Annotated in this window: 14 protein-coding genes and 1 riboswitch; of the genes, 13 read left to right on the forward strand and 1 reads right to left on the reverse strand. The window is 47.2% G+C overall.

Annotation, left to right across the window (positions count from 1 at the left end; all coding sequences use genetic code 11):
- Nucleotides 1–243: 243 nt before the first annotated feature.
- The 8 genes from BSCG_RS11220 to BSCG_RS11185 all read left to right on the forward strand — a co-directional run bounded on the left by BSCG_RS11220 (nucleotide 244) and on the right by BSCG_RS11185 (nucleotide 12,290).
- Nucleotides 244–3,372 carry a SusC/RagA family TonB-linked outer membrane protein gene (locus BSCG_RS11220; protein ID WP_004310108.1) on the forward strand — a complete coding sequence of 1,043 codons (3,129 nt, stop codon included), beginning with the start codon at nucleotides 244–246 and terminating at the stop codon, nucleotides 3,370–3,372.
- Nucleotides 3,373–3,412: 40 nt separating this feature from the next.
- Nucleotides 3,413–4,966: a RagB/SusD family nutrient uptake outer membrane protein gene (locus BSCG_RS11215; protein WP_004296760.1), complete on the forward strand. Its 1,554-nt coding sequence runs from the start codon at nucleotides 3,413–3,415 to the stop codon at nucleotides 4,964–4,966.
- A 20-nt stretch (nucleotides 4,967–4,986) separates the two neighbouring features.
- Nucleotides 4,987–5,898, forward strand: coding sequence for a putative zinc-binding metallopeptidase (locus tag BSCG_RS11210; protein WP_004326042.1), 912 nt, complete (start codon nucleotides 4,987–4,989; stop codon nucleotides 5,896–5,898).
- Nucleotides 5,899–5,959: 61 nt separating this feature from the next.
- Nucleotides 5,960–7,270, forward strand: coding sequence for a DUF4302 domain-containing protein (locus BSCG_RS11205; protein ID WP_004296764.1), 1,311 nt, complete (start codon nucleotides 5,960–5,962; stop codon nucleotides 7,268–7,270).
- Between the two features lies 1 nt (nucleotide 7,271).
- A complete protein-coding gene (locus tag BSCG_RS11200; protein WP_004310111.1) occupies nucleotides 7,272–8,465 on the forward strand; it encodes a BACON domain-containing protein in 1,194 nt (397 codons plus the stop codon).
- Between the two features lie 217 nt (nucleotides 8,466–8,682).
- Nucleotides 8,683–9,882, forward strand: coding sequence for a hypothetical protein (locus tag BSCG_RS11195; protein ID WP_004296767.1), 1,200 nt, complete (start codon nucleotides 8,683–8,685; stop codon nucleotides 9,880–9,882).
- Between the two features lie 66 nt (nucleotides 9,883–9,948).
- Entirely contained in the window at nucleotides 9,949–11,742 is a 1,794-nt protein-coding gene (locus BSCG_RS11190; protein WP_004296769.1) for a hypothetical protein, read from the forward strand.
- Nucleotides 11,743–11,762: 20 nt separating this feature from the next.
- Complete coding sequence (locus tag BSCG_RS11185) at nucleotides 11,763–12,290, forward strand: hypothetical protein (RefSeq protein WP_004296771.1); 528 nt, start codon at nucleotides 11,763–11,765, stop codon at nucleotides 12,288–12,290.
- A 196-nt stretch (nucleotides 12,291–12,486) separates the two neighbouring features.
- On the opposite strand, the gene BSCG_RS0127550 is transcribed toward BSCG_RS11185, so the two are convergent.
- On the reverse strand, nucleotides 12,487–12,738 hold the full coding sequence (locus BSCG_RS0127550) for a DUF4248 domain-containing protein (protein ID WP_004296773.1): 252 nt from the start codon (nucleotides 12,736–12,738) through the stop codon (nucleotides 12,487–12,489).
- 250 nt (nucleotides 12,739–12,988) lie between these two features.
- Between BSCG_RS0127550 and BSCG_RS11180 the strand changes: the two genes are divergently transcribed.
- From BSCG_RS11180 to BSCG_RS11160, 5 genes are all read left to right on the forward strand, one after another.
- Complete coding sequence (locus tag BSCG_RS11180; protein WP_004296776.1) at nucleotides 12,989–13,501, forward strand: HU family DNA-binding protein; 513 nt, start codon at nucleotides 12,989–12,991, stop codon at nucleotides 13,499–13,501.
- 499 nt (nucleotides 13,502–14,000) lie between these two features.
- Nucleotides 14,001–14,825 carry an Rpn family recombination-promoting nuclease/putative transposase gene (locus BSCG_RS11175; RefSeq protein ID WP_008776341.1) on the forward strand — a complete coding sequence of 275 codons (825 nt, stop codon included), beginning with the start codon at nucleotides 14,001–14,003 and terminating at the stop codon, nucleotides 14,823–14,825.
- A gap of 281 nt (nucleotides 14,826–15,106) precedes the next feature.
- A riboswitch (cobalamin riboswitch) is annotated at nucleotides 15,107–15,301 on the forward strand.
- Between the two features lie 39 nt (nucleotides 15,302–15,340).
- Entirely contained in the window at nucleotides 15,341–17,734 is a 2,394-nt protein-coding gene (locus tag BSCG_RS11170; RefSeq protein ID WP_004296781.1) for an anaerobic ribonucleoside triphosphate reductase, read from the forward strand.
- Between the two features lie 2 nt (nucleotides 17,735–17,736).
- Nucleotides 17,737–18,195: an anaerobic ribonucleoside-triphosphate reductase activating protein gene (gene nrdG, locus BSCG_RS11165; RefSeq protein WP_004296782.1), complete on the forward strand. Its 459-nt coding sequence runs from the start codon at nucleotides 17,737–17,739 to the stop codon at nucleotides 18,193–18,195.
- A 205-nt stretch (nucleotides 18,196–18,400) separates the two neighbouring features.
- Entirely contained in the window at nucleotides 18,401–19,804 is a 1,404-nt protein-coding gene (locus BSCG_RS11160; RefSeq protein ID WP_004296786.1) for an MFS transporter, read from the forward strand.
- Nucleotides 19,805–19,826: the final 22 nt, after the last annotated feature.

A 19,826-nucleotide genomic window follows, 5' to 3' on the forward strand; every position in this document is an offset into this window, starting at 1 on the left:
CTATCCGTAGTCTCTTATATTAATACCCTAATTGGGGAGACGAGAGTTGCTGCCGGACTTGAAGTTTGCTACATGAAAGATATTTTCTACCTTTTCAGTAAGTAGATAAAAAGCAAAAAAGGACGATTTATTTTGCGTTTCACTTCCTTTTTTGCTTTTCTTATTCCCCTTTCTGTATTTTCTTTTTTATATTTATTAAATATTTTGTGCTCAAGCACTTATGGAAGGAGGGGCAGAAAATGCATGAGTTCATCAAGAACTTTGCAAATCACCTATGTCGGCATGAAGTCGCAGGATGTTCCCATCAAGTCCGGGACCATCAAGGTAATGATGAAATCCGATTCCGAAGTATTACAGGAAGTGGTAGTGACCGGTATGCAGAAAATGGATAAACGTCTTTTTACCGGAGCCACCAAACAATTAAATGCCGATAATGTGAAGCTGGACGGTTTGCCCGACATTAGTCGCGGACTGGAAGGTCGTGCGGCAGGAGTTTCCGTTCAGAATGTTTCGGGCACTTTTGGAACTGCCCCCAAGATTCGTGTGCGTGGAGCCACTTCCATTTACGGAAGTTCCAAACCGTTGTGGGTTGTTGACGGCGTGATTCTGGAAGACGCCATCGACGTAGGTCCCGATGATCTTTCCTCCGGTGATGCCGAGACACTGATTAGTTCCGCCATAGCCGGACTGAATTCCGACGATATCGAGAGTTTCCAAATTTTGAAAGACGGTTCGGCAACCTCCATTTACGGTGCACGTGCGATGGCAGGCGTTATCGTAGTCACCACTAAGAAAGGACGTGCCGGAGTCAGCAAGATCAGTTATACGGGCGAGTTCACCACCCGTGCTATCCCCAGCTACAAAGAATTCAATATCATGAATTCGCAGGAACAGATGGGAATCTACAAAGAAATGGAACAGAAAGGCTGGTTGAACAGTGCCGACCTTTTCCGCACCAGAGACACCGGAGTGTACGGTCGTATGTACCGCCTCATCGACGAATACAACAACAGTAACGGCCAACGCGGACTGCTCAACACCACCGAAGCCCGTAACGCTTACCTCCGCGAAGCGGAAATGCGCAACACTGACTGGTTCGACGTGCTTTTCACCAATGCCGTTTCGCAGAACCATTCCGTCAGCATCACCGCCGGAACGGAAAAATCCTCTTTCTATGCCTCCTTGAGTGCCATGCTCGATCCGGGTTGGTACAAGCAGAGCAAGGTGAAACGCTACACGGCCAATGTGAACACAACCTATAATATATATAAAAATCTGTCGCTCAACCTCATATCCAACGCCTCCTACCGCCAGCAGAACGCGCCGGGAACGATGAACTCCACCCTCGACATCGCATCAGGAAAGATGTCCCGCGGATTCGACATCAACCCTTATTCATACGCGCTCAACACAAGCCGCACACTCGACCCCTCTGTGGACTATATCAGCAACTACGCCCCATTCAATATTCTCCACGAACTCGACAATAACTACATCGAAATCAATATGGTCGATGTGAAATTTCAAGGCGAGATGAAGTGGAAAGTGATTCAGGGACTCGAATTGAGTGCCCTCGGAGCCGTTAGATACCAGACTTCATCGCAGGAACACAACGTGCTCGACGACGCCAATCAGGCAATCGCCTACCGCACCGGTATGGACGACGCCACCATCCGCGAGCAAAACAAATTGCTCTATACCGACCCCGACAACCCATACGCCCTGCCTATCACCCTGCTGCCCGAAGGCGGTATCTACCAGCATCAGGACCGCCGTATGCTGGGACTCGATTTCCGTGGAACACTCTCATGGAATCATCTTTTCGCCGAAAAGCACATCACCAACTTCTTTGCCGGAATGGAAGTGAACAGCCTTCAAAAAACATATTCCTCTTTCCAAGGCTGGGGAATGCAATATTCGATGGGGGAAATTCCGTCCTACATCTACCAGTTCTTTAAGAACGGCATCGAATCCGGTTCGCGCTATTACAGCCTGGGACACTCCGAAACCCGGAGTATAGCCAGCTTCTTCAACGCCACGTATTCTTACGACGGACGCTACACCCTCAACGGCACTTTCCGCTATGAAGGAACCAACCGCATGGGACGCAGCCGTTCATCCCGCTGGCTACCCACATGGAACCTGTCCGGTGCCTGGAACGTGCATGAAGAATCTTTCTTCAAAGCGCTGCAACCCACCCTTTCCAACCTGACACTGAAAGCCTCATACTCCCTCACCGCCGACCGCGGCCCGGCGGAAGTGACCAACTCGCAAGCCATCATCCGCAGCTTCTCGCCCTACCGCCCCTTTACCGACATTCAGGAAACGGGACTTTATATCGATGACATCGAGAACAGCGAACTCACTTACGAGAAAAAGCATGAGCTGAACATCGGCATCGACCTCGGCCTGCTCGAAAATCGCATCAACTTCTCCGCCGACTGGTACCAGCGTAACAACTACGACCTGATCGGTGTAGTCCCCACACAGGGAGTAGGCGGCGTCATCAACAAATATGCCAACGTAGCCACCATGAAATCTCACGGTGTGGAATTTACGCTCTCCACCCGCAACATCCGCACGAATGATTTTTCATGGAACACAGACTTTATCTTCTCCTATGCCAAGAACGAAGTCACCCAGCTGAAAGGACTCACAAGTATGATGGAACTCGTTTCCGGCAACGGCTTTGCCCGCGAAGGATACCCCGTGCGCGGACTCTTCTCCATCCCTTTTGCGGGACTTGATGAAGACGGTATTCCGCAATACCTCATCGACGGAAAAGTGACTAGCACCAGCATCAACTTCCAGGAACGCGAAAAACTGGATTACCTGAAATACGAAGGTCCTACCGATCCCACCGTCACGGGAAGTTTCGGTAATGTATTCACCTATAAAGGCTTCAAACTAAATGTCTTTATGACTTACTCTTTCGGCAACGTAGTCCGCCTCAACCCGGTGTTCAACTACAAATATTCCGACCTTACCGCCATGCCGCGTGAATTCAAAAACCGCTGGACTGTTTCCGGCGACGAAGCGAGAACGAATATCCCGGTGATACTTAGCGACCCGCAATATAGGACGAATACATCGCTTTATCTTGCCTACAACGCCTACAACTATTCTACGGAGCGCATCGCCAAAGGCGATTTTATCCGCATGAAAGAAATATCACTGATGTATGAGTTCCCGAGAAGCTGGATCGCTCCTGCCAAAATATCCAACCTGTCGCTCAAGTTGCAGGCTACCAACCTCTTCCTGATCTACGCCGACAAGAAGTTGAACGGGCAGGACCCCGAATTTGTGAACACCGGAGGGGTGGCATCCCCCGTTCCGCGTCAGTTTACCCTCACCCTGCGTCTGGGACTGTGATTGTAACCCCCAATAGAGAACCCGAAAAAATATACGATAGATGAAGACGAAAATAAACCATATACTCCCTGTGCTGCTGCTCACCGCAGCTTCCGGTCTGACTACCGTTTCCTGCAATGATTTTCTGGACAAAACACCGGACAACCGCACGGAACTGAACACCGACCAGAAAATAGCCAAACTGCTTGTATCGGCCTATCCCGACGTATCGCCCAACGAACTGTTCGAACTCTACAGCGACAACTCCGATGATAGCGGCCCCACCTACGGTTACTACCAGCTTTCCGAAAAGGAATGTTACAACTGGGAAGATACCAAAGAGGAATATCAGGACACACCCAATTCCCTTTGGGGAGGTTATTACGGTGCAATTTCAGCCGCCAACATGGCACTCAAGGCGATAGAGGAGAAAGGAAATCCGGCATCGCTCAACCCGCAGCGCGGTGAAGCACTGGTGTGCCGTGCCTACTGCCATTTCATGCTGGCAACTATCTTCTGCAATGCTTATGACACTCATGCCTCCGAATCGTTGGGAATCCCCTATATGGAAGACGTGGAAACCACCGTGTCTCCCCGTTACGAGCGCGGCACGCTGGAAGAAGTGTACCGGAAAGTGGAGCGTGACCTCCTGGAGGGAGTGGAACTGATTTCGGACGACGGATATTCCGTCCCCAAATACCATTTCACCCGCAAGGCCGCCTATGCCTTTGCCGCCCGTTTCTACCTTTATTATATGAAACCCGATTTCTCCAACTGCGACCGGGTGATTGACTTTGCCACCCGTGTGTTGGGCAGCAACCCCGACGACCTGCTCCGCGACTGGGAAGCATTGAGCAATCTTTCCGTGAACGGAAATGTGCAGGCAGATGCGTATATTGCTTCTTCCAATGAGGCCAACCTGCTGATAAGCAGCACCGTCTCCAACTGGGGCGCACTCGGAAGCGACTACCTGGTAGGCCCGCGTTACTTCCACAACCAAACGCTCGCCACCAGCGAAACCTGTCTTTCTGCAGGACTGTGGGGCAGCTCGGATTATTTGTATCTGAAACCTTTCTCTACCACCGGATTTGTAGCCAGCATCCTGCGCAAGAGCGGACTTTATGATGGCGGCTACCTTTATTATATGCCGGTATTGTTTTCAACGGACGAAACCCTGCTTTGCCGTGCCGAAGCATACGCGTTGAAGAAAATGTACCCCCAGTCGGCTGCCGACATCACGAGCTGGCAACGTGCCTACACCCGCAACAAATCGGCCCTGACACCCGACCAGATCAATGCGTATTATGATAAAATGAATTTCTACACGCCTTTCACGCAACAGACGCCCAAGAAACAGCTAGCTCCCGATTTCACTATCGAGGAAGGGATGCAGGAAAATATTCTTCACTGTATTCTGCACATACGCCGTGTCACTACCCTGCACGAGGGGATGCGCTGGCCCGATATCAAACGGTACGGTATTATGATTTACCGTCGCAACATGGCTACTCAACGTGTCACCGACGAAATGCCGCCGAACGACCTGCGCCGTGCCATCCAGATTCCGCGAAACGTGATCGTGGCGGGAATGCAACCTAACCCGAGAAGAAACTAACAGAGAAAAAAGTGAAAATTATGAAGAAACAGATCATTTACTCTTTGCTTGCTCTCACCACAGTCTGCCTGGGGGCTTGCAACAATAACGACGAGATAGACACCGCGAACAGCATCTTCTCTACCGAACCTCTGGAGAGAAATGCTTTCGATTACTGGCTGCTCGACAACTACACCTATCCTTATAACATCGACTTCATGTACCGCATGAAGGATATCGAGAGCGATCATAAATACAACCTCGTGCCCGCCGACTATGACAAAGCGGTGGCACTGTCGAAAATCATCAAACACGTCTGGATGGACGCTTACGTCGAACTGGCAGGAATGGATTTTCTCCGTGTCTACGTACCCAAGACATTCCACCTCATCGGATCGCCCGCCTACGAAAGTAGCGGTAACATGGTGCTCGGCACGGCAGAAGGCGGGAAGAAAATCACCCTCTATAACGTGAACGACCTCAACATAAAGAAGATCAATATCGAAAAGCTCAACGAGTATTATTTTGAAACGATGCATCATGAATTTGCCCATATCCTGCATCAGAAACGGAATTTCGACCCTTCTTTCAACCGCATCTCGGAAGGAAAATACGTGGGAGCCGACTGGTATTACTACATGACCGCCCAGGGTGCCATGCCCCGCACGGACGATGTGGCCTGGTCCGACGGTTTCGTGACGGCTTATGCCATGAGCCAGTCCAACGAGGATTTTGTGGAAAATATAGCCATGTACGTCACACATACGCAGGCCTACTGGGACAATATGATGACGGCAGCCGGAGAATCGGGCGCTGCCATCATCAACAAGAAATTCACGATTGTCTATAACTATATGCGCGACACATGGGGGATCGACCTCAACGAACTTCGTAAAATCGTGCTGCGCCGCCAGCAGGAGATTACCGAAATTGACTTGAGCACTATTCAATAAGTGCCGGTCACCTCTTGTTTTTTTGATTGACGATTGGATGATTATTTAATTACACATTATTATGATGAAGAAAAATAGAACGATATATTTCCTGTTGGCCCTTGTCTGCCTGGGTTTGCAGTCGTGCCTCTTTCAGGAAGAAGATTATTTTGACGATTCGTCTGCCAACCGTGCCACGGCCGATGTGAAGCGTTGCAGCGAACTGCTGGAAGCAGCACCCAACGGATGGGTGATGGAATATTACGTCGGTAAGGACTACTCGCTGGGAGGTATTACCCTGCTTTGCAAGTTCGACGGCCAGCGGGTGACGATGGCTTCGCAGATAGCGGGAGCGGATGAGACGGTCAGTTCGCTTTATAGCGTCAAGTCCGAGCAGGCAACGATGTTGTCTTTCGATACCTACAATTATCTGGTGCATTATTTCGGTCAACCACAGGGAAGTATGGCCGACGACCCGAACGGAACGCTCGGAGGCGACTACGAATTCGTGATCTCCGATGCCACCGCCGACCGTATCGAACTGAAAGGCAAGAAATATGGCAACCGCATCGTGATGAAGGCTTTTTCTGCCGACCAGACGTGGAAGCAATATCTCACCCGGATAAAGAAAGTGGAAGACGATGCTTTCTTTTATGAATACGACCTGCGGATGGACGGACTCTACACCGGGCAAATGCTACGCAGCAACTATACGTTCATTGTGACCTATTATGACGAAGTTGGAAAGGTGCATCAGAAAACCGTACCTTTTATGTTTACCACCGACGGAATGCGTTTTCACGAACCGGTGACGATAGACGGACAAACCATGCAGAATTTTGTCTGGAAGAACGAGGAGATCAGCTTTGTTTGTACCGACGAAGGAGCTACGGAGGTGAAACTGGCGGGTGTCTATACTGCCGGGTATCAAAGTTACGACTATTATCCAGGCACTTACCAGATGGATTTTTATCGTCTGAACGATGCGACGAACCAGATGGAAGTGGCTTCGCAGGAGATTCAACTGGTGAAGGACGAGGACGGCAAGAGCTATTGGCTCAAAGGACTCGAATATGACATTCTGGTAACTTATGACAAGCCGCGTGGCGGACTTTCCATCTTGCCGCAATTTTTGAAGAAAGTACAGGGAGGTTACGTGTATCTGGCTATGTGGGATTTGATGAATGATTATGTTTTGCGCAGTTCGGCAATCGGTCTTATCAGTTATCCTACCACCGACGGCATTTATCTGGTGGACAATGGAGTGTGGATGGGTGAAATCTCCGGATTTATCTTCGGTGTGTACGACTCGCAGGATGAGGAGGCCTCTTTCATGGGATACACGGATGCAGTTGCAGCAATCAGGTTGATTAAAAAAACAATAGAAGAATGATATGATGAATAAGTTAGTTATACTGTTATTATCTGCGTGCTGTTTGCTGATGACAGCGTGCGACAAGGAAAACGATGAAACGGCACAAGGCTTCCGCATCATGAATGCGGACGTCGATCTGGCAGCCGGAGGCGGAACGGTGGAAGTGGCTTTGCAGGCTACCGGAGAACTGACTGCCGTTTCGGGTGCGGACTGGTGCAGGGTAATCGAAGTGACAAACGAAAAGATAACTTTGCTTGCCAGAGCCAATTATGAATATACGTCACGTGCCACGCAGGTGACCGTGAGCGATGGTAATAGCGAACAGAAAATTGTAGTGACGCAGGAGGGAAATATTTTTGCTCCCGACTCCGACCAGCAGGTGATACGCTTCGGAAATGCTCCTTCACAGACGATTGTACGTGTGAATAGTTCGTTTGATTTCAAAGTGAGCGTGCAGCGGGGAATCGACTGGGTGGAGGTGCCGGCTGCTTCAAAAGAAGATGGTTTCTTGCTTGTGTTGAAAGAGAACAAAACCGGAAATCCCCGTGCCTGCCAGTTATTGGTCAGCACCAATGAGGGGCGGAAGTTCCTTTACTACGTCTACCAGTATGAAGCGACGGACCTGCTTGGAGTGTGGGGAAATAGCCGGATTTATGTGAAATGGGATACGAAGAATATCGAAAACGCCTATCCCTTGTCGGCTACTGAAATTTCGAAGAATGTCGATGGCGAGGGATATACCATTAAGATGTCGTTGGCAAATACTCCGGCAGCGCAATATCTGAAAGACCCCGCAAAGGCTACGATTTCATTGCAGGCTACCTATGAAAATGGATCGTTTGTGGTTCCTATCGGTGCGGCACAGAAAGACTTTACGGTCGTGGAAGAAGTTGCGGATGAGGTGGCAGAAGGCGCTTCGGACGGAACGTCAGGTGGAGTATCGGACGGAACATCGGATGATGGGGCAGGTGTTGTTTTGCAAACCCTGTACGGCTTTTCTGTAGCGGCTTCTTCCAATATTTATTCGAAAGGAAATTTCGGTTTCGCTCCTGTGCTTTATCAGGACGGTTCTGTCGGAGTCAGTTTTCAGGACGTGACCGGAGCACCGGAAAGCGGATGCTACCTGGCGATAGCATTGTTTGACGGACAGCAGTTCCTGACCGGGACACTGAAAGATTGTATCCTTTTCCCGGATATTGCACTTTTCAGATAAAACGAACATAACATTGATGAATAAAGAAAAGAACTACCGTTGTGAAACGGAATGAGAATTTACTAATTCTCTCTTAATTTAACTTTACTATATGACAGGCGGGGATACTCGTGCGAAGAATGGGAATCCTTTTCCCGAGCTTACTCCGCCTTTTTTATGATTCCCGGTCGCTACGGAAGTTCTTTTCAATGATGTAAAATATATAAATCAGTCTGATATGGATAAGAAAATAATGAAGTTATTGGGTGTCTGCCTGTTCGCTGTTGCGTCTGTGGGGGTGTTGACCGCTTGCAGTGACAATGACGCCGAAAATCCGGAGGGAGGAAAACCCGGTGGAGAAGACGTAAACCCGGCGCCGGAAGTGGTGGAGTTTGTCAACTCCAACCTGGTGTACTGGGGAGATAAAGACGGAGTGGGCACAGATCATTTTGTATTGACGCTTTATACGGATATGGAAGTAGATGCTACTGGTAATCCGATAGGACCGGGCAAGATCATGGCGTTCAGCCTGAATGTCCCGCCATTTGCTTCGGAAGCTACGGAATTTCCGCTCCCTGAAGGCACTTTTGATGCAGCATTGAACGGATACACGTTTGATGAATGGACATTCAACCTCGGATATATGAATCAAATCGATCTCCCGACCGGAAAGGTGGATATTCCTGCCGGAACTTTCTACGGTGATGTGAAATCTTACTCTACGAGTGTCGATGCCGATTTGCTTTCCGGTGGTAAAATGACGGTGAAACGGCTGTCCGGTGGTGAATATTCGATTAGCGGAACATTGGTGGGCGATCTTTCCTTGAAACGTTATTTCACCTATACGGGAAAAGTAATCACCATCGACCGTCACGAAAGCAAGGATGAAACTCCTAATTCTACGCTGACCACCGATATTGCACTGAATGGATGGACGCAAGCCCGCCTGCAGGATAAGGGCGATTCTTATTATCTGCAAGATGAGTCGTGCCGGGTAGTCGAGCTTTATCTGGCGGAAGAGAGTATAAGTCTTGTCGACACTTGGCCGGCCGGTAATGGAAGAGTATTGAAGGTGGAATTTTTCGTGGAATGGGCTACGGATGTAACACAGGGTATTCCGGCAGGTACTTATACGGTGGTGGCGCGTGATAAGGAATCATATGGTATCCCGCGCGAGTTGCTGAAACCGGGAAACCTAGCTTCGGGCTATCCTAACGGCTTTACTTATCCGGGAGGAACCTGGTATGAGAAACTTCAGAACGGAGCCATGAAAGAATATGCACGCATAGACGGCGGAACCATGACTGTGGCACGCGACGGTGACAAACACACGCTGACGATAGATTTTATTGACTGTGATAAGGAACACCCGAATCATGTACGTACCACTTATTCGCAGGATGCTCCTATTACCGTATTTGATTATCGTCCGCAGTAAACACGGGTGGATGGCATCATTTTACTAATAACGCGATTTTATAATTAACCCCAAAAAACGAGAAATATGAAAACTAGATTTATTTCCTTTTTCTTATTCATGTTGGCAATGAGTTGTTTTGTGGCATGTAGTGACGATGATCCGGCCACTGATCCCGAACCGGAGCCGGAACCTGTGGAAACTGTGAATACGTACACGTATAAGGATAAGACCATACAAGCCCAATCGGTGTCTTGTTTTGAACAGGATGGCATTGTGTATGTGTGTATGAGTCCGTTGCAGAGTTTGGAAACGCTTGAAGACTTTATGAACAGCGGTAAGGAATATGTGATGTTGGGAGTGAGTAAGAGTCTGGTGGGCAGCCCGGTTACGATAGGCGGCTCTGAAGATGACAATTATGTGCTTTATTACATGGATGCCGATGGTGAGGCTATTCTGGCTGTCAATCCTTATGAGTGGAAAGAGGTGCTGACGCAAGGTAAGTTCACCTTGACGATGACTCCGGGTGAGAATGAAACATCGGCTGTGAAAGCTACTTTTGATTGTACGCTGAAAAGTGGCGGTAAGTTTACAGGGGAGGCTGGTTGTAGCTACAAGGCTCCTGCAAAGTTGCCCAGTGAATTTTCTTTCGGAAGTGAAGTGCGTCCGTTGAAATCGGTGGTGGCTACTGTCATCGGGGGAATTCAATATTTTTATCTTAGTCCGTACGCAGGACTGACAACGGTGGAAGATATGTCGGATACGGAGTTCCTGATGATCGGAATCAATCCCGCTATGTTGGGACAGGTATTGGATATCACGTCTTATGACGGTATGGATTATGCTTTCTATAATATGACAGAATTGGGAGCTGACGACCTGACTGCGGTGGAGCCTTATGGATGGTCTGAAATATGTTCGGCAGGTAAGTTCAAAGTAGAAAAGACGGACGATCATGTGAAAGTAACTTTTAGCTTTACTTTGCTTTCGGGTGAAAAGTTCGAAGGTTCTTATGAGGGTGCTTATTCTGAAATTAAGCAGAGTACGACGAATATATTAACGTTGAACGGAGAAAAAACGCGTGACATCAAAGCTACTTTCTATGAAAAGACAGATGCAGGAGTAGCGTTGTATCTCACTCCGTCGGGAATTTCATCTGCTGCGGACTTGGAAAATGTAAACTCGTATTATGTGCGCCTTTTTGTTCCGAATGCAGGACTTAACGGGCAGGAGGTGGATATTACAGATACCAATCTGGCTTTTGAGTTTACTTATTATAGCCCGTATGACGAAGAAAGAATACAAATATCCAAAGGTCACCTGGAGGATGCGGCAGGTACGTTCAGTGTATCGAAATCAGCGGATAATGAATATTCATTGACGCTTAACCTCAAATATTTGGGTGATAATAGCCTTAAAATATCAGGTAACTATAACGGTGCTTTCGCGGTGTATGATACGACGATCCCGAATGAATATCGCTTAGGGGCGGACGGTACTCCGGTCACTATCCAGTCTGTGGTGATAGATAAGACGGATGCGGATATTTGTGTTATTTACCTTTCACGACAACCAGGTATCACTACTGTGGCGGGAATGTCGGCAGCGGATGCAGTGGTGCGTCTTTCGAAAACAATGCTGGATGGAGTGCTCCGCGGATTCTCCGGTGATGATGAAAATGTGAAAATCTCGATTACGTATGAAGGAGTGACTTACAGTCGGGCTAATACCACATTGGGCAATCTGGCTCTGGGAGGCCGGACTTCGGTGTCTCTTCAGGGCAATGAAGTTGAAATGACTTTTGAAGTGGTAGGTATTAAGAAATATGGCGATGCCAGTTTGTCCGGCTACTATAAAGGTGCGGTGACAGTAATAGAGTGACGATTTAATGAAGTGTATTCATGAAGAAAATCTTATTGAAATATTTAAATTTATATGTTTTATCGGGATTGCTTCTGGTGGGTTTTGCCGGATGTAGTGACGATAAAGATAATGATCCGGTAAATCCCGGTCCGGATGTGGAGGAATTGCCTTCCATCGGTACTTATTCATTCCGGGGGGAAGCGAACAGGATCGTGTCCGGTGAGGCTACTATGGACGGTGGTTATTTTACCTGTATCTTTTCTCCGGAAAAGATACAGGACGGGAAAACTAGTACTTATTTTTTGTTTTCTCTGGGTATGTATTGGGAGGGGCAAGTGGTGGATGCATCGACCTTGTACCAAAACGACCAGTATTTCTTTATTTACGAAGATCCGTTCTATTATTATTCCCAATATAAAAGGGTGACGGGAACGTTTTATGTGAAGCGTAACAACGATGAGAATGTTACTGTCAAATTGAATCTGCGGCTTCACGACGGTGTCCGTTTTAAAGCGGAGGTTACAGCCGATTTGATGAAGCCGTCGGGAGAAGGTACTCCGGAATGATATAATCCTTTTTTTATATAATGAGCGGACAGTTCGTTACAGATTATCTTGGACTCTTTATAACAGCAATCAGCAAGTTATAATTTGATTCGCGTGATCTGTGATGAAATGTCCGCTTTGCTTTGGCTTGCCTTTTTTCTTGCCTTGTTTGGCTTTATCTTTCTCCGAATGATATTTTCTTTGTAAAAGAGTCGTTTCAGGGCTCTCCTAAAAACTTGAAGAACAGCCTTACTTGTGCCGGAGTGAGCAGGATGGCTTTTTCACTATATCCGGTTTGAGCGAGTGCGGCTTGCAGTGCAGTGTTCTTGGCAATCCAACTACGGAGGGTGCGTCGTGCCGAGGCGGACTGTATGTGAGGTAGGTAAAGTCCGGCCAACTGGCTTTTGCTATAGGCTTGTATGCGGGTACGGCTCTCTGTTTCTGCTTTTGGAGTTGTTTCTGTTTTCATATTGACTGTTTTTTAGAGGTTTATTTTGTATGAACTCATGCAAAGGTACGCCTTTTTATGTCGGTTGGTTCTGTTTTGTACAGAAGCCTTTGTAGGCATGAATCGTATCAAATTGTGTTTGTCTGTTCTCTCTTGCGACGGGTTGTAACATCGTGTTTCCCTGCTTTTTTCTCTTCGTGTACTTTTGTCTTCGTAATCGGTTACAAACAGTAGTTATTTATTCATCAATCAAAAAAGAAAGGAAAACAGTATGCCATTAATTTACAAACCTTATCAGGCAACACTTGCCAACAAGGAAGGACAGAAACTTTATTATCCCCGTCTGGTGAAATTCGGGAAAATGGTCAATACGCAGAAAATGGCGGAATTGATTGCAGAAAAAGCCTCGCTGACGGCGGGTGATGTTCATAACGTGATTCGTAACCTGATGTCGGTGATGCGCGAACAGTTGCTCAACAGCCGCACGGTGCGCCTCGAAGGCTTGGGAACATTTACAATGATTGCCAAAGCAGGAGGAAAAGGAGTGGAGTTGGAGAGTAAAGTCAGCAGTTCGCAGATCACTTCATTGCGTTGTCAGTTTACCCCTGAATACACCCGTGCCGCTAACGGAAGTGCTACCCGCGCATTGACCACCGGAGTGGAGTTTGTGCACATCAAGGATGTAGCGGGTTCGTTTGTGGCCGACGATGTCGTTGACAAAGACCCGGATGACGGCGACGAACCCGGTGGCGGAGGAGGAGAAGCGCCGGACCCGGCCGCTTGACCGGAAGTGCAGCTGGCAGCTGAATCCGTAGGGATTAACTGATAAGTTTGTCAGGCAAACTAAAGCTTATTGATAGACTTATCAGTAGCCGCGAATCGGGTATAGCTGATGGTTGCACTTCGACCGATATAAAATAGATTATCAACCTTAATAGAAAAGCGAATGAAATTATTACTGGAAAAGTTGTTAGACATTCTTGAGGCTGTTCTGCGGTTCCGTCATCGGAGAAGCAGTAAGACGGAAAAAGATTAGTGTACGTGTAAAAAAATGATCCTGAAAAAAAACGAAACGTGCCGCCCGCACATAGCTCACGGAACCGGTAACAAACGTGGAGCAACTCATAAAGTGAAAGTAAAGTAAGGCTCAAGGTTCAAATGAAGAAGCTGTCTCCCGATGAATGAGGCAGCTTCTTTTTTTGTACCCATTTATTTTTTTCTATTCTTGACCGTATTCAACAAAAAAACTCTATCTTTGTTTTGTAATTGAGACACAGCATATAATGGGAAGATTTATCAATCCCTTTACCGATTTTGGCTTTAAGTTTTTATTCGGCAGAGAGGTAGAAAAGGAGTTGTTAATCGACTTCTTGAACGATTTGCTCGTAGGAGAGCATGTGATTACCGACATCCAGTTCCTTAACAGTGAACAGCAGCCGGAAGTAAAAACAGAACGAGGTCTTATCTACGACATCTATTGCGTAACCGATACCGGTGAACGTATTATCGTAGAAATGCAGAACCGGGAACAGCCTTACTTTAAAGATCGTGCCCTCTTCTATCTTTCTAGGGCCATTACGCAGCAGGCGAAAAGGGGAGTTTGGAACTTTCAATTGGATGCCGTGTACGGAGTGTTCTTCATGAATTTCGTGATGGACAAGGATATGCCCTCTAAAATCAGAACGGATATCGTTCTTTCTGACAGGGATACGGGGAAGCTCTTCAGCAACAAGTTCCGGCAGATTTTTATCGAACTGCCGAACTTCAACAAAGAGGAGGATGAATGTGAAAATGATTTTGAACGCCGGATTTATATACTAAAGCATATGGATACACTTGACCGGATGCCTTTCAAGGCTCGCAAGGCCGTCTTCGAGCGACTTGAAAAGTTGGCTTCCAAAGCAAATATGACCCAGGAGGAAAGAGCCCAGTATGAAGAAGAATGGAAAGTTTATAACGATTATTTTAATACGTTGGACTTTGCTGAACAGAAAGGCTTGCAAAAAGGTAAAGAAGAAACAGCTCGTAATTTGAAAGAATTAGGAGTGGCTGACGATATTATCATAAAATCTACCGGGCTTTCGAAAGAAGAAATCGAAAAATTATAATTTCTTTCATTTTATCGGAAAGAAAGGTTTGGTCGAAAGTGAAAAATAGTCTGTAACTTATGAAGCAAAAGATAGTTGTGGAGACTTTTAACACATTCTTTTTTCGCTAAGAGTGAAGTAGCTAAAAACTATATATGTCTTTTGGGTGAAATAAACGGAATTGGAATATTATCCACGTTAAAATCAGAAAAAAGTTTTCCGTTTTGGAAAACTTTCTGTATCAGCGAGAAAGAAATGTTTCCCGAAATTTAATGTTAAAAGCTAACCAAGCTATTAGATTATCTTCTATCTTTGTATCCGGTTTCGGAGCTAAAAGAGGTTTAGTCAATGAGGGAACGCTGTGTAAATCGGCGACAGTACCCGCTGCTGTAATTCTCTAAGAATCCGCACAATAAGCCACTGCATCGATGTCGGTGTGGGAAGGTGTTGCGAGGGAGGGATAAGTCAGAAGACCTGCCGGAACTTTTTCTTTTAGTTATCAATATTTTAAATTTAAACTTTCGGGAGTTAAAGTTATGAACTACGCGGAAATTTGTATCATCAAACGTGATGGTAAGAGAGAAGATTTCTCTATCAGTAAGATCAAGAATGCAATTAGTAAAGCATTCAGTGCAACAGGTATTCAGGATGAGCAGCAGTTGGTGGCTGACATCACTATGAACGTAATCAGTCAGTTTACTACTCCTACTATTACCGTAGAAGAGATTCAGGATTTAGTAGAAAAGTCGTTGATGAAAGTACGCCCGGAAGTAGCGAAGAAATATATTATTTATCGCGAATGGCGGAATACGGAGCGCGATAAGAAAACCCAGATGAAGCAAGTGATGGACGGCATCGTTGCTATCGACAAGAACGATGTCAACTTGAGCAATGCCAACATGAGCAGTCACACGCCTGCCGGACAGATGATGACGTTCGCTTCCGAAGTAACCAAAGATTATACGTATAAATACCTGTTGCCGAAACGTTTTGCCGAAGCGCACCAGTTGGGAGATATTCACATTCACGACTTGGATTATTATCCGACAAAGACGACGACCTGTATCCAATATGATATGGATGACCTCTTTGAACGTGGTTTTCGCACCAAGAACGGTAGTATCCGTACCCCGCAAAGCATCCAGAGTTATGCTACGTTGGCTACTATTATTTTCCAGACGAATCAGAATGAGCAGCATGGCGGACAGGCAATTCCTGCTTTCGATTTCTTCATGGCAAAAGGTGTGGCCAAATCTTTCCGCAAGCATCTGGCATCGTTCATCAATTTCTATGTCGCCATGGAAAACGGAAATCAGGCCGATGAGAAATCCATCCGCACATTGATTAAAGAATATCTTCCGTCTATCAAGACTACTGAAGCCGAACGCGAAACATTGCGCATTGCTTTGGTGGCTTTACAGATTATTATAGATAAGGAACACCTTGCCCGTATCGTTGAGAAAGCTTATCAGCAGACTCGCAAAGATACCCATCAGGCCATGGAAGGATTTATCCACAACCTGAACACGATGCATTCACGTGGCGGTAATCAGGTGGTATTCAGCTCCATCAACTACGGTACGGACACTTCTGCCGAAGGCCGCATGGTGATCGAAGAATTGCTGAAAGCTACCATTGAAGGATTGGGTACAAGAGGTGAGGTGCCTGTATTCCCGATCCAGATTTTCAAGGTGAAAGACGGAGTTTCTTACTCGGAAAAAGACTTTGAGAAAGCAATGAAAGCGGAAAATATCGAAGAGGCAATGACCGACCGTTACGAGGCTCCCAACTTCGACTTGCTGTTGAAGGCTTGCCAGACTACGGCGAAAGCATTGTTCCCGAACTTCATGTTCCTCGACGCACCTTTCAATCAGAACGAGAAATGGAGAGCGGACGATCCGAAACGTTACATCTACGAATTGGCGACGATGGGTTGTCGCACCCGTGTCTTTGAAAACGTGGCAGGAGAAAAATCTTCTTTAGGTCGTGGCAATCTTTCATTCACTACGCTGAATATGCCGAGACTGGCGATTGAAGCCCGCATCAAGGCGGAAAACCTGATAGAGGATGAACGCAACAAGGATGCCATTGAACAGAAGGCAAAAGAAATTTTCATCGAATCCGTACACCAAATGTCCGTGCTTGTAGCCGATCAGCTTTACGAGCGTTATCAGTATCAGCGTACGGCCCTGGCACGTCAGTTCCCGTTCATGATGGGAAATAATGTGTGGAAAGGCGGCGGTGAGCTGAACCCGAATGAACAGGTGGGTGATGCATTGCGCAGCGGTACGCTGGGTATCGGATTTATCGGCGGACACAACGCGATGGTGGCTCTCTACGGACAAGGTCACGGCCACAACCAGAAAGCATGGGACACGCTGTATGAAGCGGTGATGGAAATGAATAAAGTGGTAAACGAATATAAAGAGAAATATAACCTGAACTACTCCGTTCTGGCTACTCCTGCCGAAGGACTTTCGGGACGTTTCACTAAAATGGATCGTCGGAAATATGGAAAAATCCCCGGAGTGACAGACCGCGACTATTATGTCAACTCTTTTCACGTAGACGTGAAAGAACCGATCAGCATCGTTGAGAAAATCAAGCGTGAAGCTCCGTTCCACGCCATTACGCGCGGCGGACATATCACGTATGTAGAACTGGACGGTGAAGCACAGAAGAATGTACGTGCCATCGCCAAGATTGTGAAAGTGATGCACGACGAGGGGATTGGCTACGGCTCTATCAATCACCCGGTAGATACTTGCCATAACTGTGGTTACAAAGGGGTTATCTTCGATAAATGTCCGGTGTGCCAGAGTGAAAGCATCCTTCGTATGCGCCGTATAACCGGTTACCTGACAGGCGATTTGAGTTCCTGGAACTCTGCTAAACGGGCAGAAGAACAAGACCGCGTAAAACACCTGTAGAAGTGAATTTATTAGGAACTTATCCTGAAACGATTGTCGATGGTGAAGGCATCCGGTACTCTATTTATCTTGCCGGATGTTCCCATCACTGTCCTGGTTGCCACAACCCGGAGAGCTGGAATCCGAGGGCGGGGGAAGAGTTGACGGAAGAAAAAATACAGTCCATCATCCGTGAAATCAAGGCAAATCCTTTGCTGGACGGTGTTACTTTTTCCGGTGGTGATCCGTTCTTCCATCCGGAGGAGTTTCTGCTTTTACTGAAACGGGTGAAAGAGGAGACGGGGATGAATGTGTGGTGCTATACAGGATATAGCTACGAAGAAATCAAGGCACAGCCCCGCTTGAGTGCTGCTCTTGATTATATAGATGTGTTGGTGGACGGACGCTTCGAGCAGGCTCTTTTCTCTCCGTATCTGGAGTTCAGGGGAAGCAGTAATCAACGGATCTTGAAGTTGAAGTAACGACTTTTCTCCACTAAAAAAACTTATTTTTCAAAGGAAACAAAAACACCTGTACCATTGTTTTGTTTACCTTTACGAAACCAAGTGAATCATTTTTCATCACGGAGTAACGCGGTGCTTTTTTTGTAGTCGGTGGTGTTTGTGTTTGCATCCCTGCGTTGCTTTATGGTGAAAAAAGAATGACTACTTACAAGAATAAGTTTTTATGGTACAATCGATAAATTCAACTCAAAAAATAGAGGAAACCGACGGATTGCCGATGCCTAAGCGTATTTGGGCGGTGGTGTCCGTCGGATTCGCTCTTTGTATGTCGGTATTGGATATTAACATCGTCAATATCGTACTACCCACGCTTTCGCATGATTTTGGGACTTCTCCCGCTGTAACCACCTGGATTATCAACGGCTATCAGCTGGCCATCGTCATATCGCTACTGTCTTTTTCCGCTTTGGGTGAAATCATCGGTTACCGGAAAGTCTTTCTTTCGGGTATCGGCCTGTTTTGCATCACTTCATTGATCTGTGCCTTGTCCGATTCGTTTTGGACGCTAACCGTCGCCCGTATTTTTCAGGGGTTCAGTGCCTCTGCCATCACCAGCGTGAATACGGCACAGCTACGTTATATCTATCCGAAGAGCCAGATTGGGCGGGGAATGGGGATTAATGCGATGGTCGTTGCCATATCGGCTGCCGCCGGGCCTTCTGTGGCGAGCGGTATTCTTTCTATTGCCAGCTGGCACTGGTTATTTGCTATTAATGTTCCGTTAGGACTTACCGCATTGTTTCTCGGCATCAAACATCTGCCAAGGCAGGAGGAACGCTCGAAACGCAAATTCGATTATATCAGTGCCATAGCGAATGCGGTTACCTTCGGCCTGCTTATATATACGCTGGACGGATTCGCCCATCACGAGGAAATGGATTTCCTTTTCATCCAACTGGTTGTATTGGCAGTGGTAGGCACGTACTATGTGCGCCGGCAACTCACGCAAACTACTCCGCTATTGCCGCTCGACCTGTTGCGGATTCCGATTTTCCGGTTATCCATCCTGACTTCCATTTGTTCCTTTATCGCTCAAATGTCGGCAATGGTTTCCCTGCCTTTTTTCCTGCAGAACACTTTAGGACACAGTGAGGTGATGACCGGACTTTTGCTTACTCCGTGGCCGTTGGCTACGCTGGTCACGGCTCCATTGGCAGGGTATCTCGTGGAGCGTATTCACCCCGGTATACTGGGAAGTATCGGGATGGTTTTGTTTGCCATCGGGCTTTTCTCGCTTTCCAGTCTGACTGCCGAATCATCTGATATAAGTATCATCCTGCGTTTGATGTTGTGTGGTGCGGGCTTCGGATTGTTTCAGACGCCGAACAATAGCACGATTATCTCTTCCGCTCCTACGCAGCGTTCGGGAGGGGCCAGTGGGATGCTGGGAATGGCCCGCCTGTTGGGACAGACCACCGGAACAACATTGGTTGCCTTGCTTTTCAGCTTTGTCACTCATAGCCGGAGCACGGCTGTTTGCCTGATGGTGGGGAGTGGGTTTGCCGTTGTGGCAGCTATCGTCAGTAGCTTGAGGCTATCACAGCCTTCCACCCTGAAAAGAAAATAATGAAGTCCTGAAAGAGGATTAA

The organism is Bacteroides sp. 2_2_4, assembly GCF_000157055.1.
Taxonomy (GTDB): domain Bacteria; phylum Bacteroidota; class Bacteroidia; order Bacteroidales; family Bacteroidaceae; genus Bacteroides; species Bacteroides ovatus.

Coding starts and splice junctions, on each gene's coding strand:
- BSCG_RS11220 (WP_004310108.1), top strand. CDS start 244: ATGAGTTCATCAAGAACTTTGCAAATCACCTATGTCGGCATGAAGTCG.
- BSCG_RS11215 (WP_004296760.1), top strand. CDS start 3,413: ATGAAGACGAAAATAAACCATATACTCCCTGTGCTGCTGCTCACCGCA.
- BSCG_RS11210 (WP_004326042.1), top strand. CDS start 4,987: ATGAAGAAACAGATCATTTACTCTTTGCTTGCTCTCACCACAGTCTGC.
- BSCG_RS11205 (WP_004296764.1), top strand. CDS start 5,960: ATGATGAAGAAAAATAGAACGATATATTTCCTGTTGGCCCTTGTCTGC.
- BSCG_RS11200 (WP_004310111.1), top strand. CDS start 7,272: ATGATGAATAAGTTAGTTATACTGTTATTATCTGCGTGCTGTTTGCTG.
- BSCG_RS11195 (WP_004296767.1), top strand. CDS start 8,683: ATGGATAAGAAAATAATGAAGTTATTGGGTGTCTGCCTGTTCGCTGTT.
- BSCG_RS11190 (WP_004296769.1), top strand. CDS start 9,949: ATGAAAACTAGATTTATTTCCTTTTTCTTATTCATGTTGGCAATGAGT.
- BSCG_RS11185 (WP_004296771.1), top strand. CDS start 11,763: ATGAAGAAAATCTTATTGAAATATTTAAATTTATATGTTTTATCGGGA.
- BSCG_RS0127550 (WP_004296773.1), bottom strand. CDS start 12,738: ATGAAAACAGAAACAACTCCAAAAGCAGAAACAGAGAGCCGTACCCGC.
- BSCG_RS11180 (WP_004296776.1), top strand. CDS start 12,989: ATGCCATTAATTTACAAACCTTATCAGGCAACACTTGCCAACAAGGAA.
- BSCG_RS11175 (WP_008776341.1), top strand. CDS start 14,001: ATGGGAAGATTTATCAATCCCTTTACCGATTTTGGCTTTAAGTTTTTA.
- BSCG_RS11170 (WP_004296781.1), top strand. CDS start 15,341: ATGAACTACGCGGAAATTTGTATCATCAAACGTGATGGTAAGAGAGAA.
- BSCG_RS11160 (WP_004296786.1), top strand. CDS start 18,401: ATGGTACAATCGATAAATTCAACTCAAAAAATAGAGGAAACCGACGGA.